Consider the following 16,932-nt stretch of genomic DNA (forward strand, 5'->3'; position numbering starts at 1 on the left):
TCGAATGAGGGGTGTTGACGTCGGGGGAAACCCTCCCGTGAACCAGCGGGATAGAGAGAAAGACAAAGACCGGAAAACAAACTAAAGCGCCCTTGCGGCGCTTTAGTTTTGTTCATCTTCCAGCAGACGCGCGCCCGTACCCTCTTCGCCCAGCCGATCTCCGGGGTTACGTAACGGACAGTCTTTGCGCGACAAGCAGCCACAGCCGATGCAACCATCCAGCTCATCACGCAGCGCCACCAGCGTATGAATGCGACGGTCCAGCTCTTCGCGCCATTGCGAGGAGAGTTGCTTCCACTCTTTAGCGCTGAGGGTATGACCTTCCGGCAGCACGCCCAGCGCTTCACTGATAGTCGCCAGTGGGATGCCGATCCGCTGAGCAATCTTGATAATCGCGACATAACGCAACACGTCACGCCGGTATCTGCGCTGATTGCCGCTGTTGCGGATACTGCTGATAAGCCCCTTGCTTTCATAGAAATGCAATGCGGACACCGCCACGCCGCTACGCTTTGCCACTTCGCCCGGCGTGAGCATCGCTTTTATACGCGGTAATTTCTTTTCCATAAATCGCTTTACCTCAAGTTAACTTGAGGAATTATACTCGCCCGCAGACAAATAGACGAATCGAACACTGAGAAGGAAGCAGCAATATGTCCCATCAGCAAATTATTCAGACCCTTATTGAATGGATTGATGAACATATCGACCAACCGCTGAACATTGATGTGGTCGCGAAAAAATCAGGTTATTCAAAGTGGTATTTACAGAGGATGTTCCGCACAGTAATGCGCCAGACGTTGGGTGACTATATCCGTCAGCGCCGACTGCTGTTGGCCGCCGTTGAGCTGCGCAACACCGAGCGACCGATATTCGATATTGCGATGGATTTAGGTTATGTGTCGCAACAGACATTTTCCCGCGTGTTTCGCCGGGAATTTGATCGCACCCCCAGCGACTACCGCCACCGCCTGTAGTATTACTGCCCGCGCTGCATCAGGAGTGCGGGCGGTTGTTGCAGCCAGTGAATGAAGTCCTGCGGCGGCAGCGCCTTCGCAAAGTGCCACCCCTGACAGTACTGCACCCCGCGTTTAAGCAGCCAGCTCACCTGATCCGCCGTCTCCACGCCTTCTGCGATGGTTTTCAGACGCAGGCTTTGCGCCATCTCAATGATATGTTCCGCAATCAGATGGCTGGTACTGTTGGTGGTCAGCGTATCGATAAAGGACTTGTCGATCTTAAGAATATCAACGTTAAGGGAATAGAGGTTGTGCAGGTTAGAGTAGCCGGTGCCGAAATCATCAATCGCCACTTCATAGCCTGCCTGACGAAATGCCTGGATCACCGGCGTGGTTTTCGGCACATCGATAAATCCTCGCTCGGTCACTTCGACTTTTATTTGTTGCGCAAGCACGCCATGTTCGCGCGCTTTATCCGCGATCATGGCAATCAATCGTGAAGAGTGGAAATCCGATGCGGAAAGGTTGATAGAGATATACAACTGTGGATTTGCAGCCAGAAACGTCCCCATATCACTGAACACTTCTTCCACCACGTAGTCGGTAATCTGCGCGATCATCCCCTCTTTTTCCGCCAGCGGGATAAACTCCGCCGGACTCATCACCTGATCTTTACAACCCGGCCAGCGCAGCAGCGCTTCCGCCCCCACGCATTTCTCGTTTTTGATATCAATGATCGGCTGATAGTGCAGGCAAAGCTGACGCTGTTTAAGCGCGCGCTGGAGCATGCGCCGCGGCGAGTAGTATTGCCGACGCGCCCGAGACCAGAACATTAATAGCAAAATACTGCTGATGACCGCCAACGGAAGCGCGATCAGCAATTGCTGATACAGATTCTGATAAAACCGCTGCATCGAGGTCGACACAATGACCGCTATGGGGCGTTTATCCGATTGGACGACGGTATAAAAACGGTCGTCCTGCCGGAAGACAGACTGATTACGCTGGACCAGTGGCAACAGTTGAGCCGCCCAGGCCTGTTCGCTAAGGGAGAAAAAGGTGTTGGTTACCGTGTCATAGACCCCCCAGGCCAGCTCGGGGTCTTCGGACATCACTTCGCTATATGACAATGGATTGATCACGGCAACATAGTTTCCGCGTTGCATATACGTCATTTTATAACCGGTGAAAAAAGGCGTATCGCGAAAGTAATAAATAGCGATATTGGGTTTTCGTTTATAGTTTGCCGTTGGCATAATATAGGGCGCTGACGGTGCCATTACCGTTGAGCATAAAAAACGATCGCCTTGCGCATAAATTAACTCGTTGATATACAGGCGCCCTCGGATAATATTCAACATTCGTTGTTGATGCGCCGGCGTACACGCTTGTCCCTGATACTGTTCAGCGGCATCGCGGGCTAAGTCTGCCTGTAAAACGACCAGTTCTGTTTTATCTAAAGCCAGATGAGCAAAAATGCTCAGTTGCTTACTGGTTTGAGACATTGCTTGCAGGTGGGCAAACCATAGCGCCAGCATCACGGGGAGCAAAACCACCATGATTATCCCGAGGAACCTCAGCACCTTGCGTCGCACCCGATGATTCATTTCAGCCCTATATCCCTGCATTTCATATGCCTGTTATCATCAAGACAGGATGCTAAATTACACAGGTGGTTACGTTGCATGAATCTATCAATATTAGCAACAGACTTTTATTAGCAAAAGTCTGATATTGCAGGATGGTGATAATATTCGACCATAAAGCAAACCCGCAGTGACGATTAATTTTATTAAGGGTAATCCATTCAGCGAAAGGAGTCGTGTTTTATGAAAGTTTTGTTGGCTCATTCGCAAAATGAAATTAAGTTAAATTTCTTCGTCTGCTTATTTTTTGACAATACAAACAAGGTAAAGCCATTGCCTCTTTATTACGTCGCGCTTTTCGGTTGCACCACGGTGAAAGTGTGTCGATCATTGAATCAATAACCATGTTTTTATTAAGGTTATAAAGCAGGCAAAAAAGAAGTCGACAGGCTGGCGAACGGTCGCCTAACCGTGATATAGTTCACAAATATTATGAAACAAAAACAATGTTTCATTCGGTGTTGATGTGAATGCCCATCGATAGCCAGAGTGCGCCACGCCTCCCGTGAAAACGCCGCGCTGTCCAGGGCACCTGCTATTCTCAGAGGAAATCTTTCATGGCTACCCTAACCACTGGCGTGGTTCTTCTACGCTGGCAGCTGCTGAGCGCTGTGCTCATGTTTCTCGCCAGCACATTGAATATTCGCTTTCGTCGCTCAGATTACATTGGTCTGGCAGTGATCAGCAGTGGGCTCGGGGTTGTCGCCGCCTGTTGGTTTGCGACGGGATTACTCGGCATCACCCTGATGGATCTCTCCGCCATCTGGAACAACATTGAATCCGTGATGGTTGAAGTAATGAGCCAGACGCCGCCGGAATGGCCGATGGTATTGACCTGATTTCACCTAAGCCTCCCTGACGGAGGCTTTTTTATTGTTTCCAGATAATCCCGTCGGTGTTTGTTGTGGACACACTCGATTCCCCTTCGATTTCAGCAAGCCCGCCTCGATTATTCGCTTATATGGCGCGGCCCATTTATTCGGCAGGCTGCGTTTCATAATATATTTCCCGTTGTCTCTGATTTCCCTAATGTCATTATTTTTCAGGATTTAAAAGTTATGTAAGGAAGACTGTTTTTATTATTCTCACCCCAGATATTTTACAAAGAAATAGGTTGAAATACCACTAATCGCCGCCACAGCGATTGCAAACATAATCAATAAAATCAATCTCTTGGCATTGTATATTCCAAACATAAACACCTCCTTTCCTAAATTTACACTTCCATTTACCCTCATAAAAAACAAGGGAAAATATCATCTTCACTCAAAGATAAAATAATATTTACCGAAATACCATTGATTAATATCAAACATCTTAAGGCATTATTCAAATAGTATGCGCGTGTTTCAAAATATTAAAATTTTATTCTTTGAGGAAATTTACTTTGACCAGAATGCCGAACAGCAATCGTCTCCATTCTGCGCCATGCGCTGGAAAAAAGCCGTACCAGCTAACCGTTGAGGAGGTTCTGAAAAATCAGCAGAGCCAACCTTCCGGGCTGACTCACAATGAGGCCAGCGCACGTCTTGCCAGAGATGGCCTTAACGCACTACCGGAAAAAGCGGGTAAACCCGCCTGGCTACGCTTTCTGGCCCATTTTCACGATGTTCTGATCTACGTCCTGATCGCCGCAGCGGCCCTCACCGCCGTAATGGGGCACTGGGTGGATACAGCCGTCATCCTCGGCGTCGCGGTGATCAACGCCCTGATTGGCCATATTCAGGAAAACAACGCGGAAAAATCGCTGAAAAGCATCCGCAATATGCTCTCCGCATCCGCTGTCGTGGTCCGTAACGGACAACATGAGACGGTCGCGACGACCGATCTGGTTGTCGGCGATATCGTGGTACTGCGTGCGGGTGACCGTATTCCCGCCGATCTTCGTGTCATGGAAGCCCATAACCTGCGGGTTGAAGAGGCTATCCTGACCGGTGAATCCACCGTTGTGGACAAAACGGCAGAGGCGCTGAGTGGCGAACTGCCGCTGGGCGATCGCAAAAACCTGCTGTTCTCTGGCACCACCATCAGCGCCGGGGCGGGGCTTGGCGTGGTAATCGCCACCGGCGAGGCGACGGAACTGGGCCATATCAACCAGATGATGACGGAGATCGAAAAGCACCGTACGCCACTACTGGTGCAGATGGATAAACTCGGTAAAGCGATTTTCGCCCTTATTCTCGCCATGATGCTCGGGCTGTTTATCTTCAGTCTGCTGCTGCGCGATATGCCGATGGGTGAACTGCTGCTTTCGTTAATTAGCCTGGCTGTCGCGGCCGTTCCGGAAGGTTTACCGGCGATTATCTCGATCATCCTGTCGCTGGGCGTACAGACCATGGCCCGCAAACGCGCCATCATCCGCAAACTGCCTACCGTTGAAACGTTGGGTGCCATGTCGGTGATTTGTTCCGACAAAACCGGCACGCTGACCATGAACGAGATGACGGTTAAAGCCATCATCACGGCGGATAAAAATTATCGCGTGCAGGGCAACAGCTACGAACCAACGGGCGAGATCCACGTCGAGGAAAACGACGCGCAGGCAGAGATTGCGCCTGGCAGCCTGCTTGAAAGCTATCTGCGTACTATTGATCTGTGCAACGACAGCCAGTTGATTCGCGATGAACAGGGGCACTGGGGAATTACCGGCGGACCAACGGAAGGGGCGCTGAAAGTGCTGGCCGCCAAGGCCATGCTGCCTGCCGTCGAGAGCGAACTGCGCAGTAAAATCCCGTTCGATTCCCAGTACAAATATATGGCGACGCACTATCGCATCGGCAACGACGAGCGCGTACTGGTGACCGGGGCACCGGATGTGCTGTTTAAACTCTGCCGGTTGCAACAAACCGCGAACGGCACGGAAGCCTTTACCCAGCCGCACTGGGAGGCCGAAATCGCCCGCTATGCCAAAGAAGGTTTGCGGATGGTGGCTGCCGCCTGGAAGCCTGCGCATGCTGATGCCGATGCGCTGACCCATGACTGTCTGAGTGAGGGGCTCATTTTCCTCGGCATCGCCGGGATGATGGATCCGCCGCGCCCGGAAGCCATTGCGGCGATCGGTGCCTGCCAGCAAGCCGGGATCCGCGTCAAAATGATCACCGGCGATCACCCGCAAACCGCCATGAGCATTGGCGGCATGTTGGGTATCCATAACAGCACACATGCGGTGACGGGCTATGAACTCGAGCAGATGGATGAGGCTGAACTTGCCGAAGCGGCCGTCACCTACGATATCTTTGCCCGTACCAGCCCGGAGCATAAGCTGCGTCTGGTAAAAGCCCTGCAAGAAAAAGGCGAGATCGTCGGTATGACCGGGGATGGTGTCAACGACGCGCCGGCGCTGAAGCAGGCCGATGTAGGCATCGCGATGGGTATTAAAGGTACCGAAGTGACGAAAGAGGCCGCCGACATGGTGCTGACGGATGATAACTTCGCGACCATTGCCAGCGCGGTACAGGAAGGGCGCCGCGTCTACGACAACCTGAAGAAAACCATCCTGTTTATCATGCCCACTAACCTGGCGCAGGGTCTGCTGATCATCGTCGCGCTGCTGGCGGGTAATCTGATCCCGCTGACGCCAGTGCTGATCCTGTGGATGAACATGGCAACCTCCGCCACGCTGTCATTCGGTCTGGCGTTTGAAGCCGGTGAGCGCAACATCATGCGCCGCCCACCGCGCCAGAGTAATGAGAACGTGATGGATGGCTTTGCTATCTGGCGCGTAGGATTTGTCGGTACGCTAATTGCCGCCTGTGCCTTTATGCTGGAAGCCTGGCTGCAGCCGCGCGGTCACAGCCCGGAATTCATCCGCACCGTCCTGTTGCAAACGCTGGTGACAGCGCAGTGGGTGTACATGCTCAACTGCCGCGTTTCCGATGGCTTCTCGCTGGGTCGCGGTCTGCTGATGAATAAAGGCATCTGGCTGGTCAGCGGTATTCTGTTACTGCTGCAGTTGGCGATTATCTACGTGCCGTTCCTGCAGATGTTGTTTGGTACTGAAGCTCTGCCGCTGCGCTACTGGGGAATTACCTTTGCCATCGGCATCGCGCTGTTCTTCATTGTTGAGATTGAGAAACCCCTCACCCGCAAATACCGCCGGAACTAACCGGCGGTATCCGGCAATAAAAAGGCCTCCCAAAACCGGAGGCCTTTTTCGTCTACGATGACGGATTAACGAACAACCATTACCGGCACCTTTGCGTAACGCAAAATATTAGCGGCTGCCGAGCCCAGCAGATGGGTGGCAATCCCCGGTTTGCGTGAGCCGATAATAATCATTTCGGCATTATGCGCCGCTGCCGCGTCATTCACCTCATCGCGAATATTGCCGTGTCGGACTTCAAAGCGAATCCTCTCCAGCGGCGTTTTGAATTTTCTCGCCAGCGCGAGCATTTTCTCCTGCGCATCGTTGGTCATGTACTCTTCGTATTTTTTGATATCCGAAGCAAAGCCGCGCATTGGCGACGCCTGCAGCTTAGGGAAAACGTGCAGCAGATGTAGCACGCCCTCTTCTTTATTGAGCATGTGATCGGCCCAGGCAATCGCTTTGTCAGAAAGGTCCATCGCCAGAATATCAACCGGCATTAAAATGGATTTGTTCATTCTAATTTCCTTATGTTCGCTGACAGGCTGATCGTGTTTCCCTGAAAAGCCCGGCAAGGTTCAGTCTTAATGGGTGAAAGTTGCGAACGCAGGATAATCGATAATCGTCGTCACGATTTGATCTCAGGCAGTTTATTTATCTTCCTGATAACTCTGCAGATTTATTTACGTAGCGTGAGAAAAACTGACAAAAAAATATCCTCCGGCATAGCCGGAGGTTTTTCTGATGCGCCGATAAGGCTCTGTTACTAGCCGCGCCCTAACAGGCGCATACGATCTGACATTTGCATCAGACTACTTTTCCCTTTCAGATACGCCATAAAGCCGTATACGCTCATTTTGGGTGGGATCTCCACAAGCATATGGATATGATCTGCACAGCATTCCGCTTCCAGGATTCGTACGTTTTTCCACTCACACAGCTTTCTTAAGATGCTGCCTACCGCCCTGCGTTTCTCTCCGTAGAACGCTTGTCTTCGGTATTTTGGCGCAAAAACTATATGATATTTACAGTTCCATCGGGTGTGCGCTAAGCTCTTTTCGTCCCTCATTGGGATCCCCTTTTGATTTCTTGTTTAACTTTTGCAGTTGCCAGACCGCAAGGGGTTTTAACAAATCAAAAGGGGTTTTAATAACTGTCTCAAAATTGAAAGCTTTCCGGAACCTCCAGCCTGGCTGGGGTTTTATGCGTACAAAAAAGCCCCGTCAGAAACGGGGCTTTTCTATTTTTATTTAGCACAGCGCTAAACTGGCTTGATCAGAACGGGATATCGTCGTCGAAATCCATTGGTGGTTCATTAGACGGTGCTGCCGGGGCAGACTGCTGCTGCGGGCGAGACTGCGCGCCGCCGCTGAACTGGTTGCCACCCTGTGGCTGCTGAGGTTGACCCCAACCACCCTGTTGCTGCTGACCGCCTGCCGGTGCGCCACCACCCTGACGACCACCCAGCATCTGCATGGTACCGCCAACGTTCACCACCACTTCCGTGGTGTATTTCTCTACGCCGGACTGATCGGTCCATTTACGGGTACGCAACTGACCTTCAATGTAGACCTGAGAACCTTTACGCAGATATTCGCTGGCTACTTCCGCCAGTTTGCCGAACAGCACAACACGGTGCCATTCTGTCTGCTCTTTCATTTCACCGGTCTGCTTGTCACGCCAGGATTCGGAAGTAGCCAGCGTGATGTTGGCAACTGCGCCACCATTCGGCATGTAGCGTACTTCCGGGTCCTGGCCCAGATTACCCACGAGAATAACCTTATTTACGCCTCTGCTGGCCATGATCGAGTCTCCTGAAAACGTTTCTTAATAAGTGTAAACGCGCGATTGTAGCATTACCAATAGCGAATTTACTATGTTGCGACGCGGATTCCGCGAAACAACCTCAGCCGGACATTGTTACATAAGACTCTGCGTTTTGCATTCCAATACTGTATATCCATTCAGGTTTTATTGTGTCATAATTAACCGTTTGTGATCGCCGGTAGCACCCTGCTGCGCCGGGCAAAAAAGCGTTTAATCCGGGAAAGGTGAATGGATAAGATCGAAGTTCGGGGCGCCCGCACCCATAATCTCAAAAACATCAACCTCGTCATCCCCCGCGACAAACTGATTGTCGTGACCGGGCTTTCGGGGTCAGGCAAATCCTCGCTCGCTTTCGACACCTTGTATGCCGAAGGGCAGCGTCGTTACGTTGAATCCCTTTCTGCCTATGCGCGTCAGTTTCTGTCGTTAATGGAAAAGCCGGATGTCGATCATATTGAGGGGCTGTCTCCCGCCATCTCAATTGAACAGAAATCGACGTCCCATAACCCGCGCTCGACGGTCGGCACCATTACCGAAATCCACGACTACCTGCGTCTGCTGTTTGCCCGCGTTGGCGAACCGCGCTGCCCGGATCACGATGTTCCGCTGGCGGCGCAGACCGTAAGCCAGATGGTGGATAACGTTCTGTCGCAGCCGGAGGGCAAACGCCTGATGCTGCTGGCCCCGGTGATTAAAGAGCGTAAGGGCGAGCACACCAAAACGCTGGAAAACCTGGCAAGCCAGGGTTATATCCGCGCCCGTATCGATGGCGAAGTGTGTGACCTCTCCGATCCGCCAAAGCTGGAATTGCAGAAGAAACACACTATCGAGGTGGTGATCGATCGTTTCAAAGTGCGTGACGATCTCAGCACTCGTCTGGCGGAATCGTTTGAGACCGCGCTGGAGCTGTCCGGCGGGACGGCGGTGGTTGCCGATATGGACGACGAAAAAGCAGAAGAACTGCTCTTTTCCGCCAACTTCGCCTGCCCAATCTGCGGTTACAGCATGCGCGAACTGGAACCGCGCCTGTTCTCCTTTAACAACCCGGCGGGCGCCTGCCCGACCTGCGATGGGCTCGGCGTACAGCAATATTTCGACCCCGATCGCGTGATCCAGAACCCTGAGCTGTCGCTAGCGGGCGGGGCCATTCGCGGTTGGGATCGCCGGAACTTCTATTACTTCCAGATGCTGAAATCGCTGGCAGAACACTACAAGTTTGATGTTGAAGCCCCGTGGGCCAGCCTGAGCGCAAACGTACACAAAGTGGTGCTGTACGGTTCTGGTAAAGAGAGTATTGAATTCAAATACATGAACGATCGTGGCGATACCTCCGTGCGTCGCCATCCGTTTGAAGGCGTACTGCACAACATGGAACGCCGCTATAAAGAGACGGAATCCAGCGCCGTTCGTGAAGAGTTAGCCAAGTTCATCAGCAACCGCCCGTGCGCCAGTTGTGAAGGAACCCGTCTTAAGCGCGAAGCGCGCCACGTCTTCGTTGAAAATACACCGCTGCCGACCATTTCCGACATGAGCATCGGCCATGCGATGGACTTCTTCAACAATCTCAAACTCGCCGGTCAGCGGGCGAAGATTGCAGAGAAAATCCTCAAAGAGATTGGCGACCGCCTCAAGTTCCTGGTCAACGTTGGCCTCAACTATCTGACGCTGTCCCGTTCTGCGGAAACGCTCTCCGGCGGCGAAGCCCAGCGTATTCGACTGGCAAGTCAGATTGGCGCCGGTCTGGTCGGCGTGATGTACGTGCTGGATGAGCCGTCCATAGGCCTTCACCAGCGCGATAACGAACGTCTGCTGGGGACGCTGATCCACCTGCGCAATCTCGGCAATACCGTAATTGTGGTGGAGCACGATGAAGATGCGATTCGCGCCGCCGACCACGTGATTGATATCGGTCCGGGTGCCGGCGTCCACGGCGGCGAAGTGGTTGCCGAAGGTCCGCTGGAAGCGATTATGGCGGTGCCGGAGTCCCTGACCGGCCAGTACATGAGCGGCAAACGCAAGATTGAAGTGCCGAAACAGCGCGTTCCCGCAAACCCGGAGAAAGTGCTGAAACTGACCGGCGCGCGCGGCAACAACCTGAAAGACGTGACGTTAACGCTGCCGGTCGGCCTGTTCACCTGCATCACCGGCGTGTCCGGTTCCGGTAAGTCGACCCTGATTAACGATACGCTGTTCCCGATTGCACAGCGCCAGTTGAACGGTGCGACGATCGCCGAACCGGCGCCGTACCGCGATGTGCAGGGGCTGGAACATTTCGATAAGGTCATCGACATCGATCAGAGCCCGATTGGACGCACACCGCGTTCCAACCCGGCAACGTACACGGGCGTGTTTACGCCAGTACGTGAGCTGTTTGCTGGCGTACCGGAATCACGTTCACGCGGCTATACGCCGGGGCGTTTCAGTTTTAACGTTCGCGGCGGGCGTTGCGAAGCCTGTCAGGGCGATGGCGTAATTAAAGTCGAAATGCACTTCCTGCCAGATATTTACGTGCCGTGCGACCAGTGCAAAGGCAAGCGCTATAACCGCGAAACGCTGGAGATTAAGTACAAGGGCAAAACCATCCACGAAGTGCTGGATATGACTATCGAAGAAGCACGTGAATTCTTTGATGCCGTCCCGGCGCTGGCACGTAAGCTGCAAACCCTGATGGATGTCGGTTTGACCTACATTCGTCTCGGCCAGTCGGCGACAACGCTCTCCGGCGGTGAAGCCCAGCGTGTGAAGCTGGCGCGCGAACTGTCGAAACGCGGCACCGGCCAGACGCTCTATATTCTGGATGAACCGACTACGGGTCTGCATTTTGCCGATATCCAGCAATTGCTGGACGTGCTCCATCAGTTACGCGATCAGGGCAATACCATCGTAGTGATTGAGCACAACCTGGACGTCATCAAAACGGCGGACTGGATCGTGGATCTCGGTCCAGAAGGCGGTAGCGGCGGTGGGGAAATCCTCGTCTCCGGTACGCCGGAAACCGTGGCGGAATGTGAAGCCTCACACACGGCCCGCTTCCTGAAACCGATGCTGTAAAAGACAAAACGCCGTTCATCTTCCACACTGAACGGCGTTTTTTACGGCTGTACCAGCAGCTTGCGTTTCTCTTCCGGCAGCGTATTCACCGCCTGTTGGTACGAAGCATCCACCAGATAATAAATTTGTGAATCCGGCAGCGAGCCGTCGAGGTAGACGGTGCTCCAGTGTGCCTTATTGAGATGTCGGCTCGGACGCACATCACTGTGCTGCTGGCGTAACAATTCCGCCAGTTCGGGGCTGGTTTTCAGAGATACCGCCGGGCGACCTTCCACCTCTTTCACCATGGCAAAGAGCACATCTTCAACTTTGATTTGTGTGGCTTTCCAGTCACTGTGCACACTCTGCTCCGCGCCGATTTTCGCCATGCAGTATTGCAGTAACTCCGAATTGGTCATCGTTAATCCCCTCGCAAGCGTAATACTCCACTGAAATGTCATCTATTCAGTGTGCAGCAAGACAGCAAAAGGTAAAAGCTGGCAGATCAATTTTGTTTAAAAAAACAGCAGACGCTCAGCCGCCGGTTAATACTCCGAATTTACGATCACCTCTTCACCATACGCACCAGCCTGCGGCAACGGTCTGTAGGTCGAGTTTGAGGCGCGCAGAATACGGATCCCACGGATGCCCGCATCACGCGCGGCGGTAATGTCGTTATCCGAGTCGCCATAGAACATGCGGATATTTTTATCCTGCAGCCACTGCGTTTTGGTGTTCTGACCCGGCTTGTCTCCGGCAAAAATCACCGGATTCATATTTGCCGCCGGAATGTGGAAGTTATCTGCCAGCGTTTTCGATACGGTCTCGGTTTTGGTCGGCGAACGACCGGTGATAAAAAAGATGCTGTCGCCACGACGGACGTGCATGTCGATCAACTGACGCGCGACCTCTTTTGGAATACTGAACTCATCCCAGCCGTTGTTCATTTTCTCCCAGAATGCCGGGTTCTTCAGATACGCCTCGCTGTCCGGGGACCAGGTTTTCTTTCCACGCCAGAAACCAGGACTGGAAAACAGCACAGTATCATCAATATCAAAACCGACGGCCATTGGCGGACGACCGGTCAGCGTGTTTTCGATCTGCGCCACGGAAACCCAGTGAACAGGAGCTTGTTCCGCGAGTTTCGCAACGTTAGTACCGGGATTTAATGGGGAAGGTGAAGAAGCCAGCGCGCTGGCAGGATGGTTCAACGTGAAAAGTAAGCAGATGGCGCTCAACGCCAGTGTGATCTTTCGCATATTTTTCCCTTTTAAGTCATTTAGTTATGATTTTATTAGTACGACTATTCGACAAACTCTCTGACCATAACCCCAGCGGCAGATGAAAGGAAGGATTTTCTGCGGTTTAACCCTGGAAAAAGAGGAGGATCACATATAGAAGGAAAAAGGCCGGTTCAACCGGCCTGAGAGGAATTACATGACCGCAGCAAAGGCCTTCGCTACACGCTGCACATTCGCCACGTTCAGACCGGCCACGCACATACGCCCGCTGGCGATCAGATAGACGCCAAACTCGTCGCGCAGGCGATCGACCTGAGCCGCGCTTAGCCCGGTGTAGCTGAACATGCCGCGCTGTTGCAGCAGATAGTCGAAATTACGGCCCGGAATGGTGGCGGTTAGCACGTTCACCAGCTCCTGACGCATGGCCAGAATACGGGTTCGCATTGCCTCCACTTCCGCCAGCCAACTGGCTTTCAGCGCGTCATCGCCGAGCACCGTCGCGACCACCTGCGCCCCAAAGTTCGGCGGGCTGGAGTAATTACGACGTACGGTCGCCTTCAGTTGCCCCAGTACGCGGCCTGCGGTGGAGGCATCTTCACAGACGACAGAAAGCCCACCGACACGCTCGCCGTACAGAGAGAAGATTTTCGAGAATGAGTTGCTGACCAGGGCAGGCAGTCCGGCGCTGGCAATCGCACGGATAGCATAAGCATCATCATCCATACCAGCGCCAAAGCCCTGATAAGCAATGTCGAGGAACGGGATCAGATCATTCGCTTTCAGGATCTCAATCACCGCATCCCATTGCGCGTGCGTTAAATCCGCACCCGTCGGGTTATGGCAGCAAGGATGCAACAGGACGATACTGCGCGCAGGCAGCGTTTTCAGGGTCGCCAGCAGATCGTTGAAACGCACGCCGTTGGTGGCATTGTCGTACCAGGGATAGGTGCTGACGGTAAATCCAGCACCTTCAAAAATCGCGATATGGTTTTCCCACGTCGGATCGCTGACCCACACGCCGGAATCCGGGAAATAGCGCTTGAGGAAATCGGCCCCCACTTTCAGCGCGCCAGAACCGCCCAATGTCTGGATCGTCGCCACACGCTGCTGCTGGAGAACCGGATGATCAGCCCCAAACAGCAATGGCGCGATAGTATGACGATAGGTATTCAACCCTTCCATCGGCAGATACAGCGAAGCGCCGTGCGGCTGCGCGTTAAGACGCGCTTCGGCTTCCGCCACCGCTTTCAACTGCGGGATAATCCCGTCTTCGTTGTAATACAGACCGATACTCAGATTCACTTTGTCACTACGCGGATCTTCTTTGAACCGCTCCATGAGCGACAGAATCGGGTCGCCGGCGTAGGCGTCAACTTTTTGAAACACGCGATGGTTCTCCAGGTTTACAGGCAGAGGTTAAGACACAATAAACCGGATGGAGAGGAAGATCGAGCGCCTGGTGGGAATATTGCCGGATAAGGCGTTTACATCGCCATCCGGCACTCCACACGCCCGCTTAATCGATATACTTCATTGCCACCCGTGAAGTCAGGCGGGTAATCAGCTCGTAAGCACTGACTTTAGTCATCGCCGCAATGCGTTCCACCGGGAGTCCCTCTCCCCATAAAATCACCGGGTCACCGGCCAGGTCTGTCGCCTGCGGCCCGAGATCAACGCAAATCATGTCCATCGCTACGCGACCCACAATCGGTACTTCGCGACCGTTCACCAACACCGGCGTACCGGATGGCGCAGCGCGCGGATAACCATCGCCATAGCCCATCGCCACGACGCCAAGACGTGTATCACGTTCGCTGATCCATGTTCCGCCATAGCCTACCGGCTCGCCCGCTTTATGCTCGCGCACGGCAATCAGGCTGGAAGTCAGCGACATGACCGGCTGGCAGCCAAAATCGGCCCCTGTGGACTGGTTTTCCAGCGGCGACACGCCGTAGAGAATAATGCCAGGACGAACCCAGTCAAAATGCGACTGCGGCCAGAGTAAAATCCCGCCGGAGGCGGCAATCGAGCGTTGACCCGCTTTGCCTTCACAAAAAGTATTGAACACATCAAGCTGCCGTTCGGTCGCTCCACATTCCGGCTCGTCCGCACGGGCAAAATGGCTGACGATATTAACTGGTTGGCGCACGTTTTTACATTGCGTCAGGCGCTGCCAGAAGGCGTCCGCTTCTTCAGGAAGCACGCCCAGACGATGCATGCCGGTGTCGAGTTTCATCCACACGGTCACCGGTTCATCCAGTTCGGCGGCTTCCAGCGCGGCCAGTTGTTCCCGGTTATGGACCGCCGTATGCAGGTGTTGTGCGGAAATGGTGGGCAGATCGGATGCCTCAAAAAAGCCTTCCAGCAGCAGGATGGGTTGCGTGATCCCCCCTGCTCGCAGACGTAAAGCTTCTTCGAGACGCGCCACACCAAAAGCGTCAGCATCGGGGAGCGTTCGCGCGGTCTCTAACAGACCGTGTCCGTAAGCGTTCGCTTTCACGACCGCAACCAGCTTGCTGGCAGGCGCCAGTTCACGCAGACGTTGCAGGTTGTGTCGCAGAGCGCGGCGGTTAATAACTACAGTTGCCGCTTGCATTGTCATTCCTTGCCTTAATAAAGAAATAATCTTCTCAATCATTTGCGTCACAGCAAGACGGTCAACGCCGCTGCGGCACAAAGGATGACGAGGATTTACTCGTCGTCGTACTGCGGTCCCGCATAATTATCGAAGCGCGACCATTGTCCGTTAAAGGTCAGTCGCACCGTCCCGATGGGGCCGTTACGCTGCTTACCAATGATGATTTCCGCAATCCCTTTCAGGTCGCTGTTCTCGTGATAAACCTCGTCACGATAGATAAACATGATCAAGTCGGCATCCTGTTCAATGGAGCCGGATTCACGCAGGTCGGAGTTGACCGGGCGCTTATCAGCACGTTGTTCCAGCGAGCGGTTAAGCTGCGACAGCGCCACGACCGGCACATGCAGTTCTTTTGCCAGCGCTTTCAGCGAGCGGGAAATTTCAGCAATCTCCAGCGTACGGTTGTCGGACAGCGACGGCACGCGCATCAATTGCAGGTAGTCAATCATAATCAGCCCGATACCGCCATGTTCGCGAGCGATACGGCGCGCGCGGGAGCGCACTTCCGTTGGCGTCAGACCGGAGGAGTCATCAATATAGATGTTACGTTTTTCCAGCAGAATGCCCATCGTGCCGGAAATGCGCGCCCAGTCCTCATCGTCCAGTTGCCCGGTACGAATACGGGTCTGATCCACGCGGGACAGCGAGGCCAGAGAACGCATCATAATCTGTTCTGAGGGCATCTCAAGACTGAAGATAAGAACCGGTTTATCCTGCAACATCGCCGCATTTTCGACGAGGTTCATCGCAAATGTGGTTTTACCCATTGACGGACGCGCCGCGACGATTATCAGATCCGAAGGCTGCAGGCCTGCGGTCTTTTTGTTGAGATCGTCATAGCCGGTGTTAACCCCCGTCACCCCGTCGTGCGGTTGCTGGAACAGTTGTTCGATACGCGCAACGGTCGCGTCGAGCACATCGGCAATGTTTTTCGGGCCTTCGTCTTTATTGGCGCGGCTTTCCGCGATTTTAAAGACGCGGGACTCGGCGAGATCGAGCAGATCCTCACTGGTGCGCCCCTGCGGATCAAAACCCGCATCCGCAATTTCATGGGCGACGGCAATCATGTCGCGCACCACCGCACGTTCGCGAACAATATCCGCATAGGCGCTGATATTCGCGGCACTTGGCGTATTTTTGGAGAGTTCAGCCAGATACGCAAAACCGCCGACGCTGTCCAGTTGCCCTTGCCGCTCCAGCGATTCCGCGAGCGTAATCAGGTCTATCGGACTGCCGGTTTCCTGCAACCGCCCCATTTCTGTGAAGATGTGACGATGTGGGCGGGTATAAAAATCTTCCGCTACCACGCGCTCGGCGACATCGTCCCAGCGCTCGTTATCCAGCATTAAACCGCCCAACACCGACTGTTCCGCTTCAATCGAGTGCGGCGGTACTTTCAGTCCGGCAACCTGTGGGTCGCGATCACGGACATCAGTCTGTTGTTTGTTGAAGGGTTTATTTCCTGCCATAGTGAATGGAGTTACCGAGATAAAAGTGAGTTGACGCT

General features: G+C 53.5%; 13 protein-coding genes and 1 pseudogene. 4 read left to right on the forward strand and 10 right to left on the reverse strand.

Annotated features, from left to right (window positions below; translation table 11 throughout):
* Positions 1-102 precede the first annotated feature (102 nt).
* Positions 103-567, reverse strand: coding sequence for a redox-sensitive transcriptional activator SoxR (soxR, locus tag HVX64_RS21130; protein ID WP_042321119.1), 465 nt, complete (start codon positions 565-567; stop codon positions 103-105).
* An 86-nt stretch (positions 568-653) separates the two neighbouring features.
* On the opposite strand from soxR, the gene soxS reads away from it, so the two are divergent.
* Positions 654-977 carry a superoxide response transcriptional regulator SoxS gene (gene soxS, locus HVX64_RS21135; protein WP_042321117.1) on the forward strand — a complete coding sequence of 108 codons (324 nt, stop codon included), beginning with the start codon at positions 654-656 and terminating at the stop codon, positions 975-977.
* Between the two features lie 2 nt (positions 978-979).
* Here soxS and HVX64_RS21140 read toward each other — a convergent pair whose 3' ends face one another.
* Entirely contained in the window at positions 980-2,566 is a 1,587-nt protein-coding gene (locus tag HVX64_RS21140) for an EAL domain-containing protein (protein WP_044257366.1), read from the reverse strand.
* Between the two features lie 596 nt (positions 2,567-3,162).
* Between HVX64_RS21140 and HVX64_RS21145 the strand changes: the two genes are divergently transcribed.
* Entirely contained in the window at positions 3,163-3,444 is a 282-nt protein-coding gene (locus HVX64_RS21145; RefSeq protein WP_042999048.1) for a YjcB family protein, read from the forward strand.
* A gap of 557 nt (positions 3,445-4,001) precedes the next feature.
* The gene (locus HVX64_RS21150) at positions 4,002-6,710 is read left to right on the forward strand and encodes a cation-transporting P-type ATPase (RefSeq protein ID WP_181825446.1); all 2,709 of its coding nucleotides are present in this window, start codon (positions 4,002-4,004) and stop codon (positions 6,708-6,710) included.
* 65 nt (positions 6,711-6,775) lie between these two features.
* On the opposite strand, the gene HVX64_RS21155 is transcribed toward HVX64_RS21150, so the two are convergent.
* The 3 genes and pseudogenes from HVX64_RS21155 to ssb1 all read right to left on the reverse strand — a co-directional run bounded on the left by HVX64_RS21155 (position 6,776) and on the right by ssb1 (position 8,492).
* Complete coding sequence (locus HVX64_RS21155) at positions 6,776-7,207, reverse strand: universal stress protein (protein WP_042999046.1); 432 nt, start codon at positions 7,205-7,207, stop codon at positions 6,776-6,778.
* A 287-nt stretch (positions 7,208-7,494) separates the two neighbouring features.
* Positions 7,495-7,758: pseudogene (tnpA, locus tag HVX64_RS21160) on the reverse strand (IS200/IS605 family transposase); the annotation flags it as partial.
* Between the two features lie 206 nt (positions 7,759-7,964).
* Positions 7,965-8,492, reverse strand: a complete 528-nt coding sequence (gene ssb1 / locus HVX64_RS21165) for a single-stranded DNA-binding protein SSB1 (RefSeq protein WP_042999045.1) — start codon at positions 8,490-8,492, stop codon at positions 7,965-7,967.
* A gap of 252 nt (positions 8,493-8,744) precedes the next feature.
* Here ssb1 and uvrA point away from each other — a divergent pair, with 252 nt between their 5' ends.
* Positions 8,745-11,567 (forward strand): excinuclease ABC subunit UvrA, encoded by a 2,823-nt coding sequence (gene uvrA / locus HVX64_RS21170; RefSeq protein WP_042999044.1) that lies wholly within the window; start codon positions 8,745-8,747, stop codon positions 11,565-11,567.
* A gap of 41 nt (positions 11,568-11,608) precedes the next feature.
* Here the strand turns inward: uvrA and HVX64_RS21175 are convergent, their stop codons facing one another.
* The 5 genes from HVX64_RS21175 to dnaB all read right to left on the reverse strand — a co-directional run bounded on the left by HVX64_RS21175 (position 11,609) and on the right by dnaB (position 16,894).
* The gene (locus HVX64_RS21175) at positions 11,609-11,965 is read right to left on the reverse strand and encodes an MmcQ/YjbR family DNA-binding protein (protein WP_042999043.1); all 357 of its coding nucleotides are present in this window, start codon (positions 11,963-11,965) and stop codon (positions 11,609-11,611) included.
* Positions 11,966-12,091: 126 nt separating this feature from the next.
* On the reverse strand, positions 12,092-12,805 hold the full coding sequence (gene aphA / locus HVX64_RS21180; protein ID WP_042999042.1) for an acid phosphatase AphA: 714 nt from the start codon (positions 12,803-12,805) through the stop codon (positions 12,092-12,094).
* Positions 12,806-12,979: 174 nt separating this feature from the next.
* Positions 12,980-14,173 (reverse strand): aromatic amino acid transaminase, encoded by a 1,194-nt coding sequence (tyrB, locus tag HVX64_RS21185; RefSeq protein WP_044257367.1) that lies wholly within the window; start codon positions 14,171-14,173, stop codon positions 12,980-12,982.
* A 130-nt stretch (positions 14,174-14,303) separates the two neighbouring features.
* Positions 14,304-15,383, reverse strand: coding sequence for an alanine racemase (alr, locus tag HVX64_RS21190; protein WP_042999040.1), 1,080 nt, complete (start codon positions 15,381-15,383; stop codon positions 14,304-14,306).
* A gap of 95 nt (positions 15,384-15,478) precedes the next feature.
* Positions 15,479-16,894: a replicative DNA helicase gene (gene dnaB / locus HVX64_RS21195; RefSeq protein ID WP_042321088.1), complete on the reverse strand. Its 1,416-nt coding sequence runs from the start codon at positions 16,892-16,894 to the stop codon at positions 15,479-15,481.
* Between the last annotated feature and the right edge of the window lie 38 nt (positions 16,895-16,932).

The sequence above is a fragment of the Citrobacter sp. RHB20-C16 genome, from assembly GCF_013890155.1.
Classification (GTDB): domain Bacteria; phylum Pseudomonadota; class Gammaproteobacteria; order Enterobacterales; family Enterobacteriaceae; genus Citrobacter_A; species Citrobacter_A amalonaticus.